Here is a 20047-nt window from a genome sequence, read left to right on the forward strand (position 1 = left end):
CGCTGTCCGGATGTGGAAACGCCCTGTCGGCAAGCGCGCCGGCAGGGCGTTTTTTTATGCGCCTGCCGCGCGTCAGCGCTGGCGGCGCCGCGCCATCAGGCCCATCAGGCCGAGGCCGCCGAGCAGCATCGCATAGGTCTGCGGTTCGGGCACGGCCGCGACCGGGAGCTGCTCGCCCATCAGGCTGCCGACCTTGTGCTTACCGTCCAGGCCGAACATCGCCACCTTGAGCTCGGGCGCGATGGGGTTGGGATTGCCGCCAGAAAAGGTGAACTGGAACACCATGTCGTCCGCCAGCGCGACGTGCGCGCCGGAGAAGCACAGCCCGGTGCCGCTGTGGCCGCCGCCGGTGCAACCGTTCGCGTTCAATTCATTGCTCGACAGGGTCCAGTGCGTCGCACCCTGCGGCGCCGCAGTGAGCGACACACTGTCGAAGCTGCCGAGGTCTTTCAGCTGCAGCGCCCCGAGGGCGGTGGCGCCGGCCCAGCTGCCGGTCGGGTTCGACGCGTCGATGGCCAGGGTCAGCACGTTGCCAGACCAGGACGACGTGAAGTCGACGCCCTGGTATTCCAGCGTGCCGGCCTGGGCCGACGCGAGCGCGCCGGCGCCCAGCAGCGCGCCCAGCAGGGTACTGCGGATAAGCGATTTCATGTGTTCTCCTTCTCCACGAACTATTCAGGACCCGACGGCTCGCGTCCTGCGAGACCGCCGGGTACATACGGATGAGATCCGTGCCGCAAGGGTAGAAGGTGGTGCGAGATGGCTCTGTTAGCCGCCTAACCCATCACCGGTAACAACGGCTGAGCCGGGCAAATGCATGGTCGTTTGATGCATGTCGTCATTAATGATTCTCTTCAGCATTACCGCGTTGCCTGATCAAGGAAAGCTGCGGCAGTTGCGGCAGCATAGAGGGCGTGCCTTACGGAAATATCACTCGACATCCCACATCATGAAAATCAGTTCGCAGATGTGAAAAGCGCAGAAGAGCGCGACACCCGACGGTTTCCATTCTGAGAAATATGCTTTCGTATCATGAAAACAAGATTGTAAGCATATGATTTTAAAGAAAATAAAAATCGTCATATGTCTTATATAAGAGTATTGGTGCTGCGCACAACCGGCGCTATCATATTGCTAACGGAATCACTGTCCAACCCAGCTTTTTCAATCAGGAGAACGCCATGGCAACTCGTGAACAGCAAATCGCCGCCCTGCAACAGGATTGGGAGGCTAACCCCCGCTGGAAAGGTGTCGTCCGCAATTACACCGCGGAAGATGTCGTACGGCTGAGGGGCTCCGTCCAGATCGACCATACGCTCGCGCGGCGCGGCGCCGAGAAGCTGTGGGACCTGGTCAACAACGAACCGTATGTGAACGCCCTGGGCGCGCTGACGGGCAACCAGGCCATGCAGCAGGTCAAGGCCGGCCTGAAAGCCATCTACCTGTCGGGCTGGCAGGTCGCCGGCGACGCCAACCTGGCCGGCGAGATGTATCCGGACCAGTCGCTGTACCCGGCCAACTCGGTGCCGATGGTCGTCAAGCGGATCAACAACACGTTCCAGCGCGCCGACCAGATCCAATGGTCTGAAGGCAAGGACGACGTCGATTATTTCGCCCCGATCGTGGCCGATGCCGAGGCCGGCTTCGGCGGCGTGCTGAACGCCTTCGAACTGATGAAGTCCATGATCGAAGCGGGCGCCGCCGGCGTGCACTTCGAAGACCAGCTGGCCGCCGTCAAGAAATGCGGCCATATGGGCGGCAAGGTGCTGGTGCCGACGCGCGAAGCCGTGGAAAAGCTGACGGCGGCCCGCCTCGCGGCCGACGTGATGGGCACGCCGACGATCCTCGTCGCCCGCACGGATGCGGAAGCGGCCGACCTGCTGACGGCCGACGTCGACGCGAACGACAAGCCGTTCTGCACGGGCGAGCGCACCGTCGAAGGCTTCTTCCGCGTCAAGCCGGGTGTCGACCAGGCGATCGCGCGCGGCCTCGCGTATGCGCCGTTTGCCGACCTCGTGTGGTGCGAGACGGGCAAGCCCGACCTGGAATTCGCCAAGCGCTTCGCCGACGCCATCCATGCGAAATTCCCGGGCAAGATGCTCGCATATAACTGCTCGCCGTCGTTCAACTGGAAGAAGAACCTGGACGACGCCACGATCGCCAAGTTCCAGAAAGAGCTGGGCGCGATGGGCTACAAATTCCAGTTCATCACGCTGGCCGGCTTCCATGCGCTGAACTACAGCATGTTCAACCTCGCCCACGGCTATGCGCGCCGCGGCATGTCGGCCTTCGTCGAGCTGCAGGAAGCGGAATTCTCCGCCGCCGACAAGGGCTTCACGGCCGTCAAGCACCAGCGCGAAGTGGGCACCGGCTATTTCGACGCCGTCACCCAGACCATCCAGCAGCACCAGAGCTCGACGACGGCGCTGCACGGCTCGACGGAGGACGAACAGTTCTTCGACGAAAAGAAAGTCGCCTGACGCCCGCCGATCACGTTTTCCTCCACCCATCCTCGGATGGTCAGCCGCAGTGGCCACAAGCCGCTGCGGCTTTTTTTATGGGGTCAGAGCCCGTTTTTGGGCAATTGCTGAGCCGAATGTGGCTCCGCGCCGGGACGCTGTTGGGCGGCGGCCCTATCTGGTGGATAATGACGGTTGGCCCGCATTCGCGATCGCACCGCGGGCACCGCATCAATCAGATTGGAATCTCTATGTTCAGCTACCGCCACGCCTTTCACGCGGGTAATCACGCCGATGTCCTGAAGCATTTTATTCAGGTTCAGTTGCACAAATACATGAACCAGAAAGACACGGCCTACACGTATATCGACACCCATGCCGGTGCCGGCGTGTACGCGCTCGACAGTGCGCAGGCGGTCAAGAGCGGCGAATACGTCGATGGCATCGCGCGCCTGTGGGGGCGCGACGACTTGCCGCCGGCGCTGGCCGAGTACGTGGACGTCGTGCGCAAGCTGAACCCGAGCGGCAAGCTGCGCTGGTATCCCGGCTCGCCGTGGGTCGCGGATGCCGAGACGCGGCTCGAGGATCGCCTGCGCCTGTTCGAACTGCATCCGGCCGACATCCGGGTGCTGGCGGACAACGTCCGCAAGCTCGAAGCGCATCATGCGGAGCAGGGCGCGCGCGCGCGCGGGCGCCGCATCCTCGTCGACCACGCGGATGGCTTCCACGGCCTCAAGGCGCTGCTGCCGCCGCCGTCGCGCCGGGCGCTGGTGCTCGTCGATCCGCCGTACGAAGTCAAGCTCGACTACAAGCACGTGCGCGACGCGCTCGACGAAGCGATCAAGCGCTTCCCGGCGGGCACGTACGCCGTCTGGTATCCGGTGCTGCAGCGCATGGAATCGCGCCAGTTCCCCGACCGCCTGAAGCGCCTGCCGGCCAAGGAATGGCTGCATGTGACCTTGAGCGTCGCCGGCCCGCGCGCCGACGGCAACGGCCTGCACAGCAGCGGCATGTTCATCCTGAATCCGCCGTACACGCTGGAAGCGACCCTGCGCGACACGCTGCCCTACCTCGTGCAGGTGCTGGGCCAGGATGCCGGCGCGACGTTCCGCATCGAGAAGGGCACGCCGGTCACGGGCGCCGTGGCGGCACGTGGCGGCATGGCCGGTGCGGGCCGCCAGCCGGTTGGCAATGCGCGCCGCGCGAGTCCGCTGTCCGGCGGCGGTAGCCTGCGCCTGCCGGGCCAGGCGTTCGGCGACGGCGGGCGTCCACGCGCGGAAGGCGAAGGCGAGCAGGGTACCGCGGCACGTAGTCCGAGCGCCAGGACGGCGGGCCCGCGTGGTCCGGGCAACGAGGAAACGGTGCGCGGCGAACGCGCTGCGACGGGTCCACGCGGCGCCGCCGGTACGGGCAGCCGGGCCCAGGCGCGCGGCCCGCGTACGGAGGCGCCCGCGGCACCGCGCGGTCCATCCAAACGCAACGGATCGGGCCGTTCCTGACCCCGTTCGCATGAATCGTTTCAGGCGGGCACATCTTTGTCTGAAACGATTTGATACGATGTCGAAATGTAAAGACTTCCCGTCTGTAGTATAGTCGGACCGGTATTCCGGCCAGACCGGGCCCGGTGCGCATGGTGCGCGCCGTGCGTTTCAGGAGTTTTTACATGCATGCGGTAGCAACGGCAGCCACGTCCACGCCGTCCGACGAATTCTTTTTGGCGCGCCAGCCCATCCTCGGACGCGACCAGAAACTGGTGGCGTTCGAGTTGCTGTTCCGCGCCGCCCCGGAGCATGAGGACGCGCAGCTGACCGATTATGCCGCCGCCACCGCCGCCGTGATTTCCCATGCGTCGCAGCTGGGCATGAAGCAGGTGGTGGGCGAGCAGATCGCCTTCGTCAATGTCGACGAGGTGGTGTTGATGAGCGATTTCGTCCGCTTCCTGCCTCCCGATCAGGTCATCCTGGAAATCCTCGAAACCGTCCGTCCCACGACGCAATTGCTGGCGCGCATCAGGGAGTTGAAAGAGCTCGGTTTCAAGTTCGCTCTCGACGATGTTATAGGCCATTCCGAGCAGGTAAGCAAGCTCAGGAACCTCGTCGACGTCATCAAGATCGACTTGCAGGGCGTGGGCCGCGACGAGCTGGCCGGGCTCGTGCACGCACTGCGCGGGCCGCACCAGAAGCTGCTGGCGGAAAAGGTCGAGACGGTCGAGGAATTCCAGCTGTGCCTGGAGCTCGGCTTCGAATATTTCCAGGGCTATTACTTCGCGCGGCCGGCGATCCTGTCCGGCAAGAAGATCTCGCCGTCCGAGCTCGTGCTGCTGCGCCTGACGGACCTGATCCACTCGGATGCCGACAACGAAGCCATCGAAGCCGCCGTCAAGCGCGACGCGTTGCTCAGCCTGAATCTGCTGCGCCTCGTCAACGGCCACCTGACGGGCGCGGGCGCCCCGCGCGTGGAATCGATCTCGCAAGCCCTCGTCCAGCTCGGGCGCAGCCAGTTGCAGCGCTGGGTGCAGATCCTGCTGTACAGCGGCCCGGAAGGTCAGGTCGAACTGAATTCGCCGCTGCTGCAGATGGCGACGACGCGCGGCCGCCTGCTCGAGCTGATGACGTTGACCCTGCGTCCGGGCGACGTCGCCGGCGCCAACACGGCGTTCACGGTCGGCATCATGTCGCTGATGGATGCGCTGTTCGGCGTGCCGATGCGCGAGATCCTCGACAAGGTCGACATCTCGCGCGACGTCCGCGTGGCCCTGCTCGAGCGCGACGGCGACTACGCCGCCATGCTGAGCGTGGCGGAATCGCTGGAGCACAAGGAACCGGGCCGCGACCTGGGCGCGGCGCTGGGCCGGCTGGGGCTGTCCGTCAAGCAGGTGCGCGAGATCGAACTGGCCGCGTTCGGCTGGGTGCGCGAACTCGGCGCCGAGGTGCACTGAGCGGCACGCGTGGGCACAGCGTGCCCACCCAGCAATTTTACTGTGCGAGAAACAGGAAGACGGTCGGCTTCTTGTGGAAATCCGGCGCCTTGCCGGCGGCCAGTTCGGCCTTCCACTTGGCGGCCGTCTGCGTGCGCACGGTTTCCGTCGCCAGCGACAGGTCGGTCGCCACGCACACGAGGGTACTCGGCTGGCAGCCGGCGACGAGCGCTTCCAGCATCGCGCCGTTGCGGTAGGGCGTCTCGATCAGCAATTGCGTCTGCTTGTCGCTGCGCGAGCGCTGTTCCAGTTGCTGGATGCGTTTCGTGCGCTGGGCGGCGTCCGTCGGCAGATAGCCGTTGAACGCGAAGCTTTGACCGTTCAGGCCGCTCGCCATGACGGCCAGCAGCAGCGACGAGGGGCCCACGAGCGGGCGCACGTTGACGCCGTGCTGGTGCGCCAGTCGGACGAGGTCGGCGCCCGGATCGGCGACGGCCGGCACGCCCGCTTCCGACACGAGGCCCGCGTCGCGTCCGTCGAGCAGCGGCGCCAGCAGCGCGGCCAGCGCCTGCGCGGGCGTGTTCACGTTCAGCTCGGCGATCTCGATGTCCTGCAATGGGCGTGCGAGCGGATGGTCGATGGCGACCAGTTTCAGGAAGGCGCGCGCCGTCTTGGCGTTCTCGGCCACGAAATAATCGAGCTTGCTGGCGATGTCCTGCACGTGTTCGGGCAGGATGTGGGACAGCGCGTGCGGCGCCGCTTCGGTCGGGCCGAGGGTGTTCGGGATCAGGTAGAGCGTACCGGGCATAGTCTTTATTGTTGGGTCATGAAAAACGGCATGCCGGCACGGCGCAGCATGCCCGTCAGGGCGATCAGCGGCAGGCCCGTGAGGGCGGTCGGGTCGCTGCTGTCGATGCGTTCGAGCAGGGCGATGCCGAGACCCTCGTTCTTGGCGCTGCCGGCGCAGTCGTATGGCTGCTCGATGCGCAGGTAGGCGTCCAGCTCGGCATCCGGCAGGTCGCGGAACGTGACGAACACCTGCACGTTATCCAGTTGCGCGGCCTGCGCCGCGGCGTCGAAGGGCAGGCGTCCATCCCACAGGCACAGGGCCGTATGGAACACGACGCGGCGGCCGCGCATCATTCGAAGCTGGGCGAGGGCGCGCGCGTGGTCACCGGGCTTGCCGATCTGGACGCCGTCCAGCGTGGCGACCTGGTCCGAGCCGATCACGAGGGCGCCCGGGTGAGTGCGGGCGACGGCCGCCGCCTTGTCGCGCGCCAGCCGCAGCGCCGTCGCTTCCGGGGCTTCGCCGGGACGCGGAGTCTCGTCGATGTCGGGCGAGACGGCGTCGAACGGCAGGTGCAGGCGGCCCAGCAGCTCGCGCCGGTAGGCGGAACCGGAGGCCAGGATGAGGCGCGGAAGGGCGGAACTTGGCATCGATTTTTGTAAATGAAACAGGAAGATAGCGCTTTTGCGACGGAGTCTTTGACTGCGCGGGGCGAAGCCTGTTATTATCGCAGGTTTTCCGGGGATGTTTTTCCAAATGAGCGCTTTTGTCATCGACGCTTTTGAATTTTGTCGGAACAACGGCTATCGTGAAGGCGTCACGCCGGTGGCGGAAATGACCCGCCTGGCGGCCGAATGCGCCGACCGGTCCGGTCAAATCGCCTGGTCCATCCAGGGCGGCCAGACCCGGCAGGGGTATCCGATGTTGACGCTGTCCGTCTCCGGTACCGTGCAGCTGGTCTGCCAGCGTTGCCTGACCCCGTTCGGCTACGCGCTCGATTCGTCGACCGTGCTGGTGCTGGGCAAGGACGACGCGGAAGCGGACGAGATCGAGGAAATCCTCGACGACGAGAGTATCGACGTGATCGTCGGCAGCCACGCCTGCGACATCCGCGACCTGCTGGAAGATGAAGCCCTGCTGGCCTTGCCGCAGGCACCGAAACACGAGGTGTGCCCCGATACCAAGCTGCTGGACTCGATCAAGTCCGAGAAGGTATCGCCGTTCGCGGCATTGAAGAGCCTCAAATCTGAATGACGAACGTCGAAAAACAGTAGCGGGCGGCAGCAGATCTGGATGAGAAGCGCCGCTGTACGAGAGTACAGCGAGCATCGCGGTTCAAATATGCAACGCGCAGCAGGTTTGTCGATCTTCGAAAAGAATTGCGGTGGGTGCTACGTACAGGTAGCATTCGCAGCGTCAAAACGTGTCAAACGCGTGCAGCTCGAGTATTGAGTCATCGTTGTAAGGCAGCGTTAAGCATGTCGGCAATGGCGTTCCCAAAGTTATTGCCGCTGGGATACTCGATGCGCATGTACTTGCAAGTCGAATGTGTTAGAATTTTAGAACTTATGTTTAGGAGTCATCATGGCAGTTCAACAGAATAAGAAGTCCCCGTCGAAGCGCGGCATGCACCGTTCGCACGATTTCCTGACCGCCCCGAACCTGGCAGTCGAGCCGACCACCGGCGAAACGCACCTGCGTCACCACATCAGCCCGAACGGTTTCTACCGTGGCCGTAAAGTGCTCAAGACCAAGAACGACGAGTAATCGACGTCTTGCGGTTTTGTTCCATGAAAGCGGTGCAACGTATGTCGAATGCGTGGCGCCGCTTTTTCTTTCGCGGTAACTCCGTCATTTACCATCCTGCTGACTCGGTCCGTTGTGTATCCTGCCGAGAACACGCCGCCGTCGGCCGACCTTGAGCCCGCGGTCCATCCCGACAAATGACAATCAAAATTTCCATCGACTGCATGGGCGGCGACCACGGCCCCACCGTGACCATCCCGGCAGCCCTCGCATTCCTCAAGCGCGAATCCGATGCCGAACTGATCCTCGTTGGCCAGGAAGAGCAGATCCGTGCTGAACTCAAGAAACATCACGCGGGCGACAACCCGCGCCTGACCATCCGCCATGCGTCCGAAGTGGTCGCCATGGACGACCCCATCGAAGTCGCCCTGCGCCGCAAGAAAGATTCGTCGATGCGCGTGGCGATCGAGCTCGTCAAGGACGGCAGCGCCGCCGTCTGCGTCTCCGCCGGCAATACCGGCGCGCTGATGGCCATCTCGCGCTACGTGCTGAAAACCATGGCCGACGTGGATCGGCCGGCCATCTGCTCGATCCTGCCGAACCAGAAGGGCGGCCCGACGTACATGCTGGACCTGGGCGCGAACGTCGACTGCGAGCCCCACCACCTGCACCAGTTCGCCATCATGGGCGCCGTGCTGTTCGAGGCGATGGAAAAGCGCCGCCCGAGCATCGGCCTGCTCAATGTCGGTACGGAAGAGATCAAGGGCAACGAAGTGGTCAAGGCCACCGCACCCCTGCTGCGGGCCGACCACGAACGCGGCGTGCTGAATTTCCACGGCAACGTGGAGGGCAACGACATCTTCAAGGGGACCGTGGACGTCGTCGTGTGCGACGGGTTCGTCGGCAACGTGACCTTGAAGGCGATCGAAGGCCTGTCGCGCTTCGTCAAATCGGTATTCCTCGAAACGACGATGTCGAAGGTGGGCGCCCTGTTCGCGCGCAAATCGCTCAAGAAGCTGAACCCCGAAAGTTATAACGGTGCCGGCCTGCTGGGTCTCAAAGGCCTGGTATTCAAGAGCCATGGCGGCGCCACCGCCTACGCCTACGAGTGGGCATTGCGACGCGCTTTTGACGCGGCGAAATATAATGTGCAGGCGCAACTCTCGACCTTGATCGCCGAAATGTTGCCGCAAGCTCCCAATCCGGAAGCGCCAGGCTCAACTATTCAGCAGGGTTAGCAATGACTTATAGCAAAATTATCGGCACCGGCAGCTATCTGCCCGCGCAGCGTGTCACGAACGACGACCTGGCGGCCCAGCTGGCCGTCAAGGGCATCGAGACCTCGGACGAGTGGATCGTCTCGCGCAGCGGCATCTCCGCGCGCCACTATGCCGCGCCCGAGGAAAACGCGTCGGACCTGGCCGTGAATGCGGCACGCAAGGCGCTCGAAGCGGCCGGCCTCGAAGCCGAACAGGTCGACCTGATCATCGTCGCCACGTCGACCCCGGACTTTTTCGGCAGCTTCCCCAGCACGGCGTGCATCGTCCAGAACAAGCTCGGCATGCGCAACAACAGTGCGGCGTTCGACATGGGGGCCGTGTGCAGCGGCTTCGTCTACGCCATGGCGACGGCCGACGCCTTCATCAAGGCCGGCAACGCGAAGAACGTGCTGGTGATCGGCACGGAAGTGTTCTCGCGCATCCTCGATTTCGACGACCGCAGCACCTGCGTGCTGTTCGGCGACGGCGCCGGTGCCGTCGTGCTGGCGGCGTCCGACGAGCCGGGCCTGCTGGCCGTCAAGCTGCATGCCGACGGCAGCCACGGCGGCATCCTGTGCGGCCCCGCGAACCCGTCGAACCTGGCCGCCAACCAGAAATTCCTGTACATGGACGGCCCGGCCGTCTTCAAGCTGGCCGTCACCGTGCTGGAAAAGGTCGCCAACGAAGCGCTGGCGCATGCGCAAATGCCGGCCAGCAGCGTCGACTGGTTGATCCCGCACCAGGCCAACCTGCGCATCATGACGGGCACGGCGAAAAAGCTGGGCCTGCCGACCGATAGGATGATCGTCACCGTCAACGAACACGGCAACACGTCGGCCGCATCGATCCCGCTGGCGCTCGACGTGGCCGTGCGCGACGGCCGTATCAAGCCCGGCCACAACGTCATGATGGAAGGCGTGGGCGGCGGCTTCACATGGGGTGCCGTGCTGGCGCGCATGTGAAGCGGCCAGGCCCGACCGAACAATCCACCGGGCGCATGGCCGAGCCGGCGCCCGGCAACGAACAACAATCAAGGAGAACTTGATGAGCAAATTCGCATTTCTTTTCACTGGCCAGGGCGCGCAAGCCGTCGGCATGCTGAACGGCTTCGCCGGCAACCCGGTCGTCGCACAGACCGTCGCCGAGGCATCGGAAGCGCTGGGCCAGGACATCGGCAAGCTGATCGCCGAAGGCCCGAAGGAAGACCTGGACCTGACCACCAACACGCAGCCCGTGATGCTGACGGCCGCCGTCGCCGTGTATCGCGCGTGGATCGCCGCGGGCGGCCCCAGGCCGGCCGTCGTGGCCGGCCACAGCCTGGGTGAATACTCGGCCCTCGTCGCCGCCGGCGTGATCGACTTCAAAGACGCCGTGCCGCTGGTGCGTTTCCGCGCCCAGTCCATGCAGGATGCCGTGCCGGTCGGGCAGGGCGGCATGGCCGTGATCCTCGGCCTCGCGGCCGACGACGTGCGCGCCGTGTGCGCCGAGGCGGCCCAGGGCGACGTCGTGGAAGCCGTCAACTTCAATGAACCGACGCAGATCGTGATCGCCGGCCACACCGCGGCCGTCGAGCGCGCCTGCGACATCGCCAAGGCGAAAGGCGCCAAGCGCGCCATGAAGCTGGCCGTGTCGGCGCCGTTCCACTCGTCGCTGCTGAAGCCGGCGTCGGACCGCCTGCGCGAGTACATGGCGAACCTGAATTTTGCCGCACCGCAGATTGACTTGATCAACAACGTCGACGTGGCTATCCTGAACGATCCGGCCGCGATCAAGGACGCCCTGGTGCGCCAGGCTGCCGGTCCCGTGCGTTGGGTCGAGACGATGCAGAAGATGGCGGCCGACGGCGTGACGCAAGTCATCGAATGCGCGCCGAGCAAGACCCTGATCGGCATGGCCAAGCGGATCGACCCGGTGCTGGTGGGCGAAGCCCTGGTCGACCAGGCCGCGCTGGAGCGTGTGCTCGCCGCCGTCAAAGGCTGAGCGCAGCAAAATCCCGTTAGAAAAAAAGAGGACCAAATGAATCTGCAAAACCAAGTCGCCCTCGTCACCGGCGCCTCGCGCGGCATCGGTAAGGCCATCGCACTCGAACTGGCCCGCCAGGGTGCGAAAGTGGTCGGCACCGCCACCACCGGCGCCGGCGCCGAAGCCATCAGCGCCTACCTCGCCGAATTCGGCGGCAAGGGCGTCGTGCTGAACGTCACCGACGCCGCGCAATGCGCCGCCGTCATCGACGACGTCAGCAAGAACGTGGGCGCCATCGGCATCCTCGTCAACAATGCCGGCATCACCCAGGACCAGCTGGCGATGCGCATGAAGGACGAGGAGTGGGACAACGTGATCGCCACCAACCTCACGGCCGTCGGCCGCCTGTCGCGCGCCGTGCTGCGCGGGATGATGAAGGCGAAGCAGGGGCGTATCATCAACATCACCTCCGTCGTGGGCGCGTCCGGCAATCCGGGCCAGATGAATTACGCGGCCGCGAAGGCGGGCGTGGCCGGCATGACCCGCGCGCTGGCGCGCGAGATCGGCAGCCGCAACATCACCGTCAACTGCGTGGCGCCGGGCTTCATCGACACCGACATGACGAAAGGGCTGGGCGAAGGCCAGCACGAGGCGCTGCTGACGCAGATCCCGCTGGGCCGCCTGGGCCAGCCGGAAGACATCGCGCATGCGGTCGCCTTCCTGGCCGGTCCGCAGGCCGCCTACATCACGGGTACCGAACTGCACGTCAACGGCGGCATGTACATGGGCTGATGGCCGGCACGCTTTGCAAAGAAATCTCGGCAGTTGGCGGTAGTTTCAGTCGATTTAGCGTCAGACGCCGAAAATAGTTTTTCAACGCGCAAACCCTGATAAAATGCGCGCACTTTCCGCAACACATACCTAATGGAGCCATAACATGTCGGATATCGAACAACGCGTTAAAAAAATCGTCGCTGAGCAACTGGGCGTTGCCGAAGCAGACATCAAAATCGATTCCTCGTTCGTTGACGACCTCGGCGCTGACTCGCTGGACACCGTGGAACTGGTGATGGCCCTGGAAGACGAATTCGAAATGGAAATCCCGGACGAGCAGGCCGAGAAGATCACGACCGTTCGTCAGGCTATCGAGTACGCACAGGCGCACGTCAAGGCCTAAGCTTTCAGGATTTCAGGAGAAGCGCTTGAGTTCACGCAACCGCCGTGTCGTCGTTACCGGCCTGGGTTGCATCTCTCCGATCGGCAACACCATTGCCGAGGCGTGGGAGGCAGCACTGGCGGGCAAATCGGGCATTGCCAACATCACCAAGTTTGACGCAGCGCCATTTTCGACCCGCTTCGCGGGCGAAGTGAAGAATTTTAACGTCGAGGATTACTTGCCGGGCAAGGAAGGCCGCCATATGGATACGTTCATCCATTTCGGCATGGCCGCCGGCATCCAGGCGATACAGGATTCGGGCCTCGTCGTCACCGAGGATAATGCCGACCGCATCGGCGTGCTCGTGGGCTCCGGCATCGGCGGCCTGCCGATGATCGAAGAGACCAAGGCCGAGTACGACAATCGCGGTCCGCGCCGCATCTCGCCGTTCTTCGTCCCGGCGTCGATCATCAACATGATCTCGGGCGACCTGTCGATCAAGTTCGGCCTGCGCGGCCCGAACCTGGCCATCGTCACCGCCTGCACGACCGGCCTGCACTGCATCGGCCAGGCTGCGCGCCTGATCGAATACGGCGACGCCGACGTGATGATCGCGGGCGGCGCGGAATCGACCGTGTCGCCGCTGGGCCTGGGCGGTTTCGCCTCGGCGCGCGCACTGTCGTCGCGCAATGACGATCCGGCGACGGCATCGCGTCCGTGGGACCGCGACCGCGACGGCTTCGTGCTGGGCGAGGGCGCCGGCGTCATGGTGCTCGAAGAGTACGAACACGCGAAGGCGCGCGGCGCCAGGATCTATGCGGAAGTCGTCGGTTTCGGCATGAGCGCGGACGCCAACCACATCACGGCACCCCTCGAGGACGGCAGCGGCGCATCGCGCTGCATGGTCGCCGCGATGCAGTACGCGGGCATCAACCCGGACCAGGTGCACTACGTGAACGCGCACGGCACGTCGACCCCGGTGGGCGACGTGGCGGAAGTGAAGGGCATCAAGCGTACCTTCGGCGACCATGCCGGCAAGCTGGTCGTCAACTCCACCAAGTCGATGACGGGTCACCTGCTGGGTGGCGCGGGCGGCCTGGAGTCGGTGTTCACCGTGCTCGCGATCCACAACCAGGTGTCGCCGCCGACGATCAACATCTTCAACCAGGACCCGGAGTGCGACCTGGACTTCTGCGCCAACACGGCGCGCGACATGAAGATCGATTACGCGGTGAAAAACTCCTTCGGTTTCGGCGGTACCAACGGTACGCTGGTCTTCGCGAAAATTTGATCGATATCCGAAGATAGTCGAACTTTCAGACGCCCATTCCTGTCCAAGGAATGGGCGTTTGTCTTTTCTGGCCGAGCGGTCACGTTAACCCAACGAGTATTCCCATGTCGATCGCGGTTTCCGCGCTCGTCAGGCCGTCACGCATCCAGCGTTTCGTGTGGGGTGGTTGCGGCGTGGCGCAATGCGCATCGGCGCTGGCCGTCGGGCTATTGGCGCCCGGACGTTTCCTCATAACGCCAGTCGTGGCGCTCGCGCTGGCCGGTGCCGGCGCGGCCGTGCTGGGCGCCGCGGCCCGCCGTCCAAAGATGCACCGGATTGATATTTCTGGAACCGGCGACCTACGCGTGACGGTACAACAGGACGTGGGCGGCCCGCAGGGGGGCAATGCGGTCCTGCTGCCGGGCTCGGTCATCTGGCCGATGCTGATGTTGTTGCGGTATGCCGCGCCGGGCACGGGGCCGCGGGTACTGGCCGTGTGGCGCGACAGTGTCGACGCCGCCGCGTGGCGCGCGTTGGCCGTCGCGCTGGCAGTGGTCGGCCGGCGCGGAGATGCGGACGAAGGATGCGAAGAATCGACGAACTTATTGCAGCGGACCAACTCTTAAAAAAGAAACGTCGTCCCGTCGCGCGTGTCGGCAACGCTCGGCGGGGTGTCCACGTTTCCGTATAACAGGGACGCCGCCGCAGCCAACGGGGCATTGCAGTGACGACCGAGCGCGAATGTGATCAACTGCTGGTTGAGCGCGTCCAGGCGGGCGATCGCCGGGCGTTCGACCTGCTGGTGGCGAAATACCAGCGGCGCCTGATGCGGCTCGTGTCGCGTCTCGTGCACGATCCGGCGGAGGCGGAAGACGTCGTGCAGGAAACCTTCATCAAGGCGTTCCGTGCGCTACGCCATTTCCGCGGCGATTCCGCGTTTTATACGTGGTTGTACAGGATAGGAATCAATACGGCAAAGAATTTTCTTGTTACGCAAGGCAGGCGGGCGCCGACCTCGACGGAAACCGATGCCGAACGTGCGGAAGGATTTGACGACGCGGATAGCTTGCGAGACATTAATACACCGGAATCGGTGTTGGCCAGCAAGCAGATCGCCTATACCGTGAACGCGGCCATGGAAGCCCTGCCGCTGGAATTACGGACGGCGATTGTCCTGCGCGAAATAGAAGGTTTAAGCTACGAGGAAATCTCCGAAGTGATGGCGTGTCCAATCGGTACGGTGCGGAGCCGGATTTTTCGGGCGCGCGAAGTCATCGCCGAGAAATTGCGGCCCCTGCTCGATATCTCGGCGGACAAGCGTCGGTAGGTAGCGATGATCGTGAAGGCATCTCGCACGACCGGACGCGGCTGGCGGCCGGCCGGGTCGAGGTTCCCGATGTTGGAGACCAAGGATCACATACCGGCGTGATGGAACGACGATGGACACGAACAAGAAAAACCGCGAACTCATCTCGGCGCTGAGCGACGGCGAGATCCCGGATCCCGACCAGGAACTGGCGCTCGCCGCCCTGGACGGTCCGGACGGCCGGCAGGCCTGGGCGCTCTTTCACCAGATCGGCGACGTGCTGCGCGCGGCGCCCGCGCCCGACCTGGCGCCCGGCTTCGCGGAACGGCTGGCGGCCCGCCTCGCGGCCGAACCGCTGCCGGGCAAGCGCGCGGCCGCCGCCAGCGACGCCGCCGGTCCGGCGGCGCAGTTCGACCAGACCGTGGCCGGACCCACCTGAGCCGCAAGCGCATTCCCGGCGCGGCCAAGTTCCGGCCGCGCCGTCCCATGCCGGACCGCCGGCGCGCCGCCCCGTCCGCCCCCGTCCGCCACGGACGTGCCAACGCGACAACAAGGCACTTTTGTCTTACCATACCATCCATTCAAGCCCAGACCTTATCGATCCTATGACAAGCAAAACCGCAAGCGCGCTCCTGTCCGCCCTCGTATTTGCGGGCGCGAGTCTAATGTCCTCCCCGGCGGCCAACGCGGCGGCGCCCGTTGCCGTCCCCGCCGTCACCGGCCTGCCCGACTTTGCCGACCTCGTCGACAAGGTCGGCCCCGCCGTCGTCAACATCCGCACCACCGAACGCGTCCGTCTCGACCAGGGCGGGGGCGACGAGGAGATGCAGGAATTCCTGCGCCGCTTCTTCGGCGGCCAGATGACGCCGCGCGGACGCCGCGGCGGGCCCGTGGAGCAGCCGCCGGAAGAGCGCGTGCAGCGCGGCGTCGGCTCCGGCTTCATCATTTCGGACGACGGGTTCGTGCTGACCAATGCCCACGTCGTGGAGGGCGCGGACGAGGTCGTCGTGACCCTGACCGACCGGCGCGAATTCAAGGCCAAGGTGCTCGGCTCGGACGCGCGCAGCGACGTCGCGCTGCTCAAGGTCGACGGCCGCAACCTGCCCAGCGTGCGCATCGGCGACTCCAGCCGGATCCGGGTAGGCGAGTGGGTGATCGCCATCGGCTCGCCGTTCAACCTGGAGAACACGGTGACGGCGGGCATCATCTCGGCCAAGGCGCGCGATACGGGAGAGTATTTGCCGTTGATCCAGAGCGACGTGGCCGTCAACCCCGGCAACTCGGGCGGGCCGCTGATCAATATGCGTGGCGAAGTCATCGGCATCAACTCGCAGATCGCGACGCTGTCCGGCGGCTACAACGGCATCTCGTTCGCCGTGCCGATCGACGAGGTCATGCGCGTGTCCGACCAGATCCGCAAGACGGGCAAGGTCACGCGCGGGCGCCTCGGCGTGCAGATCAGCGAAGTCACGACCGACGTGGCCGAATCGCTGGGCCTGGGCCGCGCGCGCGGTGCCGAGGTCGCGATGGTCGAGCCGGGCGGCCCGGCGGACAAGGCCGGCGTCAAGGTCGGCGACATCATCCTGAAATTCAACGGCAAGGACATCGACCGTTCATCCGACCTGCCGCGCCTCGTCGGCGGCAGCGCCGTCGGCAGCCGTGCCAGCGTCACCGTGTGGCGCCGCGGCAGCCAGCTCGACCTGCCGGTGACCATCGTCGAATTGCAGGAAGAAAAATCGCCCACGGCCCGCGCGACGCCCAAGAAACCGGCGCCGGACCAGGCCCCGAACGCACTGGGCCTGCATGTTTCGGACCTGTCGGCCGTCCAGAAGCGCGAGCTCAAGACGGAAGCGGGTGTGCTGGTCGAATTCGCCGAAGGGCGCGCGGCGTCGGCCGGCATCCGCCAGGGCGACGTGATCCAGCAGATGAACAATGTCGAGATCACGGGCGCCGCCCAGTTCAACGGACTCGTCGCCAAGCTCGACGCCAAGAAGCCGGTGGCCCTGCTGGTGCGGCGCGACAATGTCTCGCGCTACCTCGTCATTCGGCCGCGCCCATGAACGGCGCACCGCGCTTCACGCTGTATTCGCGGTCGTACTGCCACCTGTGCGACGACATGCTGGCGGCGCTGCAGGCCTTCATGGCGCGCCAGGGGCAGGCCTACACGGTGGACGTGGTCGACGTCGACGCCGACCCGGCCCTGGCCAGCCGCTTCGACGAGCTGGTGCCCGTGCTGGCGGGCGATCCGGCCGGCACCGAGATCTGCCACTACTTCCTCGACGAGGCGGCGCTGCGGCGCCATCTCGGCCTGCAACCCGTGGCCGCGGCCTGATACTCATGGCAATAGCCATAACATTCCTATCGTGTTCCCCGGATCGATTCGCCGGCAAACTGCGATAATCGGCGTCATCGATTCCTGAATGGCGCATATGGCTGACGGCCCCGACACGACGCTCGACCCCGAGGACTGGAAGGACATCCGTGCCCTCGGGCACCGGATGCTGGACGATATGTTCGACAACCTGGAAGGCATCCGCGCGCGCCCGGTGTGGCAGCAGATGCCCCCGGAAGCCCGCGCGAGCCTGCATGCGCCGCTGCCGCGCGGCCCCGGTTCGCTGGCGGACGCCTACCGCACCCTGCAGGACAATGTGATTCCCTATACCGTCGGCAACCCGCATCCCGGCTTCATGGGCTGGGTGCATGGCGCCGGCACGCCGGTCGGCATGCTGGCCGAGATGATCGCCGGGGCGCTGAACGCCAACGTCGGCGGACGCAACCAGGCGCCGGTCGAGGTCGAGCGCCAGGTGTCGGGCTGGATGGCGTCGCTGTTCGGCTTTCCGGCCGACGCGCGGGGCGTGTTCGTCACCGGCACGTCGATCGCCAACTTCATGGGCGTCGTCGTCGCGCGCACGAGCGCGCTCGGCCGCGACGTGCGCGCGGAAGGACTGGCCGCGCACGCCGGCCTGTGCGCGTACGCGTCGACCGAAGCTCACGGCTGCATCGCCAAGGCGATGGACATGGCCGGCTTCGGCACCGACGCGCTGCGCGGCGTGCGCGTGGACGCCGCCGGCCGCATGGATCTCGACGACCTCGCCGCGCAGGTCGAGGCCGACTGCGGCAAAGGGCTGCGTCCGTTCCTCGTCGTCGCCAGCGTCGGGACGGTGAACACGGGCGCCATCGATCCGCTCCCCGCGCTGGCCGATTTTGCGCGCGCGCATTCGATGTGGCTGCACGTCGACGGCGCCTACGCGGCGCTGGGCATGCTGGCGCCGGACGTCGCGCCGCTGCTCGACGGCATCGCGCGGGCCGATTCGATCGCCTTCGATTTCCACAAATGGGGCCAGGTGCCGTATGACGCGGGCTATTTTCTCGCACGCGACGGCGAGCGCATGCTGGACGCCTTCGCGGCACCGGCCGCCTACCTGCAGCGCGCGGGACGCGGCCTCGCGGCGGGGACGGCCTGGCCATGCGACGTCGGCCCCGACCTGTCGCGGGGCTTTCGCGCGCTCAAGACGTGGCTGACGTTCCAGGTCTACGGCGCCGACGCCATCGGCCGCTCGATCTCGGCCACGTGCGCGCTGGCGCGCCTGCTGGCCGAACGCGTCGCGGCCGAGCCGGAGCTGGCGCTGGCGGCGCCCGTCAACCTGAACATCGTCTGCTTCCGCTATGTCTGCGACGACCCTGAACGCGTCAACCGCGAGATCGTGCTGGCGCTGTACGACGAAGGCCGCGTGGCGCCGTCGGCGACGACGCTCGATGGCCGCTACGCGATCCGCGCCGCGATCGTCAACCACCGCACCGGCCCCGCCGACATCGACGCGCTCGTCGACGCCGTGCTGCGGGCCGGCCGCCGCCTATCCTTACCTCCCACAGCATGATCACTCCTGAACTCGTCGACGCCGCCGCCACACCGAACGCCCCGCTGATCGGTGCCGCGGCCCTGATGCGCTGCGCCTTCTATCGCGCCGACCTGCGCCCGATCGGCGAACTGTTGCTGGCGCGCGCCCAGGCGAATCCGGACGATGCGAACGCCTGGCTCGATGCCAGCTTCGTCCTGCAATTGCTGGGCCAGCGCGCGGCGGGCCTGGACGTGCAGGCGCACGCGCTCGCCACCCGCTCGCTGTACGCGTTGCCGGCGCCGGCGCGCACGCCGACGCTGAACCTGCTCGTGCTGATGGGCCCGGGCGACTTCATGGCCAACACGCCGATCGAATTCCTGTTGCAGACGTCGGACATCGCCGCGCACGTGCAGTACGTGACGCTCGACCTGCCTCTGCCGGAACAGGTGCCCGACCACGACGTGCTGTTCGTGGCGCTCGCGCAATCGGACGCCAACGTGCCGCTGCTGCGCGACGTGGCGCAGATGCTGGACGGCTGGCCGCGTCCCGTCGTCAACCGGCCGGAGCAGATCGCGCACCTGTCGCGCGACGGCGCCCATGCCAAGCTCGACGGTGCGGCGGGCGTGCTGATGCCGCGCACGGTGCGCGTGGCGCGCGCGACGGCGGCGCAACTGGCGGACGGCGTGCTCGATGTGCCGGCGCTGTTGCCGGGCGCCGCGTTTCCCCTGATCGTGCGGCCGCTCGACTCGCACGCCGGCACGGATCTGCAGAAGGTGGCCGATCCGGCCGCCCTGCGCGACTACCTGGCGGCGCAGCCGTCGGGCGAGTTTTATCTCGCGCCGTTCGTCGATTATTCCGGGCCGGACGGCCAGTTCCGCAAATACCGCATCGTGCTGATCGACGGCCAGCCGTTCATCTGCCACCTGGCGATCTCGTCGCACTGGATGGTGCACTACCTGAACGCGGGCATGGACGACAGCGCGGACAAGCGGGCGGAGGAGGCGGCCGGCATGGCCGGTTTCGACGCGGGCTTCGCGCGGCGCCACGCGGGGGCGCTGGCGGACATCGACGCGCGCATCGGCTTGCCCTACCTCGGCATCGATTGCGCGGAAACGCAGGATGGCCGGCTGTTGATCTTCGAAGTGGACAATGCGATGGTCGTGCACGCGATGGACGACCCGGCCAAGTATCCGTACAAGGGGCCCGCGATGGACAAGGTGTTTCGCGCCTTCGAGGCGATGCTGCACCGGGCGGCAGGCGCGGCTGCAGACGCGGCGCCAAACTAACCGTCGCCCCCGCGCAGGCGGGGGCCCAAGTATATTTCACGTTTACGCGACGTAATTGGG

General features: G+C 65.6%; 21 protein-coding genes and 1 pseudogene. 18 read left to right on the top strand and 4 right to left on the bottom strand.

Annotated elements, in window-relative coordinates:
- Positions 1-72: 72 nt before the first annotated feature.
- Entirely contained in the window at positions 73-651 is a 579-nt protein-coding gene (locus U9J41_RS01580; protein WP_322399840.1) for a PEP-CTERM sorting domain-containing protein, read from the bottom strand.
- Between the two features lie 530 nt (positions 652-1181).
- On the opposite strand from U9J41_RS01580, the gene aceA reads away from it, so the two are divergent.
- Positions 1182-2480: an isocitrate lyase gene (aceA, locus tag U9J41_RS01585; protein WP_322399841.1), complete on the top strand. Its 1299-nt coding sequence runs from the start codon at positions 1182-1184 to the stop codon at positions 2478-2480.
- 83 nt (positions 2481-2563) lie between these two features.
- Here the strand turns inward: aceA and U9J41_RS01590 are convergent, their stop codons facing one another.
- A complete protein-coding gene (locus U9J41_RS01590; RefSeq protein WP_322400151.1) occupies positions 2564-2788 on the bottom strand; it encodes a hypothetical protein in 225 nt (74 codons plus the stop codon).
- Here U9J41_RS01590 and U9J41_RS01595 point away from each other — a divergent pair.
- Together U9J41_RS01595 and U9J41_RS01600 are read left to right on the top strand one after the other, a co-directional pair.
- Positions 2711-3583 (top strand): annotated as a pseudogene (locus tag U9J41_RS01595) (23S rRNA (adenine(2030)-N(6))-methyltransferase RlmJ); the annotation flags it as partial. The gene U9J41_RS01590 and the pseudogene U9J41_RS01595 overlap by 78 nt on opposite strands.
- A gap of 539 nt (positions 3584-4122) precedes the next feature.
- A complete protein-coding gene (locus tag U9J41_RS01600) occupies positions 4123-5397 on the top strand; it encodes an EAL and HDOD domain-containing protein (protein WP_322399842.1) in 1275 nt (424 codons plus the stop codon).
- 37 nt (positions 5398-5434) lie between these two features.
- Here the strand turns inward: U9J41_RS01600 and U9J41_RS01605 are convergent, their stop codons facing one another.
- Together U9J41_RS01605 and U9J41_RS01610 are read right to left on the bottom strand one after the other, a co-directional pair.
- On the bottom strand, positions 5435-6184 hold the full coding sequence (locus tag U9J41_RS01605; protein WP_322399843.1) for an SAM-dependent methyltransferase: 750 nt from the start codon (positions 6182-6184) through the stop codon (positions 5435-5437).
- A gap of 5 nt (positions 6185-6189) precedes the next feature.
- Positions 6190-6813: a Maf-like protein gene (locus U9J41_RS01610; protein WP_322399844.1), complete on the bottom strand. Its 624-nt coding sequence runs from the start codon at positions 6811-6813 to the stop codon at positions 6190-6192.
- Positions 6814-6919: 106 nt separating this feature from the next.
- On the opposite strand from U9J41_RS01610, the gene U9J41_RS01615 reads away from it, so the two are divergent.
- The 15 genes from U9J41_RS01615 (at position 6920) to U9J41_RS01685 (ending at position 19987) form a co-directional block, all read left to right on the top strand.
- Complete coding sequence (locus U9J41_RS01615; protein ID WP_322399845.1) at positions 6920-7417, top strand: YceD family protein; 498 nt, start codon at positions 6920-6922, stop codon at positions 7415-7417.
- A gap of 330 nt (positions 7418-7747) precedes the next feature.
- The gene (rpmF, locus tag U9J41_RS01620; protein WP_005666806.1) at positions 7748-7930 is read left to right on the top strand and encodes a 50S ribosomal protein L32; all 183 of its coding nucleotides are present in this window, start codon (positions 7748-7750) and stop codon (positions 7928-7930) included.
- A gap of 176 nt (positions 7931-8106) precedes the next feature.
- The gene (gene plsX / locus U9J41_RS01625) at positions 8107-9147 is read left to right on the top strand and encodes a phosphate acyltransferase PlsX (protein ID WP_322399846.1); all 1041 of its coding nucleotides are present in this window, start codon (positions 8107-8109) and stop codon (positions 9145-9147) included.
- A 2-nt stretch (positions 9148-9149) separates the two neighbouring features.
- Positions 9150-10130, top strand: coding sequence for a beta-ketoacyl-ACP synthase III (locus tag U9J41_RS01630; protein WP_322399847.1), 981 nt, complete (start codon positions 9150-9152; stop codon positions 10128-10130).
- 82 nt (positions 10131-10212) lie between these two features.
- Positions 10213-11148 (top strand): ACP S-malonyltransferase, encoded by a 936-nt coding sequence (gene fabD, locus U9J41_RS01635; RefSeq protein ID WP_322399848.1) that lies wholly within the window; start codon positions 10213-10215, stop codon positions 11146-11148.
- 36 nt (positions 11149-11184) lie between these two features.
- Positions 11185-11922: a 3-oxoacyl-ACP reductase FabG gene (gene fabG, locus U9J41_RS01640; protein WP_322399849.1), complete on the top strand. Its 738-nt coding sequence runs from the start codon at positions 11185-11187 to the stop codon at positions 11920-11922.
- A gap of 145 nt (positions 11923-12067) precedes the next feature.
- Entirely contained in the window at positions 12068-12307 is a 240-nt protein-coding gene (gene acpP, locus U9J41_RS01645; protein WP_036168404.1) for an acyl carrier protein, read from the top strand.
- Between the two features lie 25 nt (positions 12308-12332).
- The gene (gene fabF / locus U9J41_RS01650) at positions 12333-13577 is read left to right on the top strand and encodes a beta-ketoacyl-ACP synthase II (RefSeq protein WP_322399850.1); all 1245 of its coding nucleotides are present in this window, start codon (positions 12333-12335) and stop codon (positions 13575-13577) included.
- A 104-nt stretch (positions 13578-13681) separates the two neighbouring features.
- A complete protein-coding gene (locus U9J41_RS01655; RefSeq protein WP_322399851.1) occupies positions 13682-14182 on the top strand; it encodes a hypothetical protein in 501 nt (166 codons plus the stop codon).
- Positions 14183-14280: 98 nt separating this feature from the next.
- Positions 14281-14883 (top strand): RNA polymerase sigma factor RpoE, encoded by a 603-nt coding sequence (gene rpoE, locus U9J41_RS01660; protein ID WP_056436132.1) that lies wholly within the window; start codon positions 14281-14283, stop codon positions 14881-14883.
- Between the two features lie 112 nt (positions 14884-14995).
- Positions 14996-15301 carry a sigma-E factor negative regulatory protein gene (locus U9J41_RS01665; protein WP_322399852.1) on the top strand — a complete coding sequence of 102 codons (306 nt, stop codon included), beginning with the start codon at positions 14996-14998 and terminating at the stop codon, positions 15299-15301.
- 166 nt (positions 15302-15467) lie between these two features.
- Positions 15468-16922: a DegQ family serine endoprotease gene (locus tag U9J41_RS01670; RefSeq protein ID WP_322399853.1), complete on the top strand. Its 1455-nt coding sequence runs from the start codon at positions 15468-15470 to the stop codon at positions 16920-16922.
- A complete protein-coding gene (locus U9J41_RS01675) occupies positions 16919-17194 on the top strand; it encodes a glutaredoxin family protein (RefSeq protein ID WP_322399854.1) in 276 nt (91 codons plus the stop codon). The genes U9J41_RS01670 and U9J41_RS01675 overlap by 4 nt, the downstream gene beginning before the upstream one ends.
- Before the next feature lie 88 nt (positions 17195-17282).
- A complete protein-coding gene (locus U9J41_RS01680) occupies positions 17283-18740 on the top strand; it encodes a pyridoxal phosphate-dependent decarboxylase family protein (protein ID WP_322399855.1) in 1458 nt (485 codons plus the stop codon).
- On the top strand, positions 18737-19987 hold the full coding sequence (locus U9J41_RS01685; RefSeq protein WP_322399856.1) for an ATP-grasp domain-containing protein: 1251 nt from the start codon (positions 18737-18739) through the stop codon (positions 19985-19987). Before U9J41_RS01680 ends, U9J41_RS01685 begins: the two co-directional genes overlap by 4 nt.
- The last annotated feature ends 60 nt before the right edge of the window (positions 19988-20047 follow it).

It is taken from the genome of Massilia luteola (genome assembly GCF_034420155.1).
In the GTDB taxonomy this organism is placed as follows: domain Bacteria; phylum Pseudomonadota; class Gammaproteobacteria; order Burkholderiales; family Burkholderiaceae_D; genus Telluria; species Telluria luteola.

Bases quoted from the DNA above. Each gene is read 5' to 3' on its own strand.
- U9J41_RS01580 (WP_322399840.1), bottom strand. From the start codon at position 651: ATGAAATCGCTTATCCGCAGTACCCTGCTGGGCGCGCTGCTGGGCGCC.
- aceA (WP_322399841.1), top strand. From the start codon at position 1,182: ATGGCAACTCGTGAACAGCAAATCGCCGCCCTGCAACAGGATTGGGAG.
- U9J41_RS01600 (WP_322399842.1), top strand. From the start codon at position 4,123: ATGCATGCGGTAGCAACGGCAGCCACGTCCACGCCGTCCGACGAATTC.
- U9J41_RS01605 (WP_322399843.1), bottom strand. From the start codon at position 6,184: ATGCCCGGTACGCTCTACCTGATCCCGAACACCCTCGGCCCGACCGAA.
- U9J41_RS01610 (WP_322399844.1), bottom strand. From the start codon at position 6,813: ATGCCAAGTTCCGCCCTTCCGCGCCTCATCCTGGCCTCCGGTTCCGCC.
- U9J41_RS01615 (WP_322399845.1), top strand. From the start codon at position 6,920: ATGAGCGCTTTTGTCATCGACGCTTTTGAATTTTGTCGGAACAACGGC.
- rpmF (WP_005666806.1), top strand. From the start codon at position 7,748: ATGGCAGTTCAACAGAATAAGAAGTCCCCGTCGAAGCGCGGCATGCAC.
- plsX (WP_322399846.1), top strand. From the start codon at position 8,107: ATGACAATCAAAATTTCCATCGACTGCATGGGCGGCGACCACGGCCCC.
- U9J41_RS01630 (WP_322399847.1), top strand. From the start codon at position 9,150: ATGACTTATAGCAAAATTATCGGCACCGGCAGCTATCTGCCCGCGCAG.
- fabD (WP_322399848.1), top strand. From the start codon at position 10,213: ATGAGCAAATTCGCATTTCTTTTCACTGGCCAGGGCGCGCAAGCCGTC.
- fabG (WP_322399849.1), top strand. From the start codon at position 11,185: ATGAATCTGCAAAACCAAGTCGCCCTCGTCACCGGCGCCTCGCGCGGC.
- acpP (WP_036168404.1), top strand. From the start codon at position 12,068: ATGTCGGATATCGAACAACGCGTTAAAAAAATCGTCGCTGAGCAACTG.
- U9J41_RS01655 (WP_322399851.1), top strand. From the start codon at position 13,682: ATGTCGATCGCGGTTTCCGCGCTCGTCAGGCCGTCACGCATCCAGCGT.
- U9J41_RS01665 (WP_322399852.1), top strand. From the start codon at position 14,996: ATGGACACGAACAAGAAAAACCGCGAACTCATCTCGGCGCTGAGCGAC.
- U9J41_RS01670 (WP_322399853.1), top strand. From the start codon at position 15,468: ATGACAAGCAAAACCGCAAGCGCGCTCCTGTCCGCCCTCGTATTTGCG.
- U9J41_RS01675 (WP_322399854.1), top strand. From the start codon at position 16,919: ATGAACGGCGCACCGCGCTTCACGCTGTATTCGCGGTCGTACTGCCAC.
- U9J41_RS01680 (WP_322399855.1), top strand. From the start codon at position 17,283: ATGGCGCATATGGCTGACGGCCCCGACACGACGCTCGACCCCGAGGAC.
- U9J41_RS01685 (WP_322399856.1), top strand. From the start codon at position 18,737: ATGATCACTCCTGAACTCGTCGACGCCGCCGCCACACCGAACGCCCCG.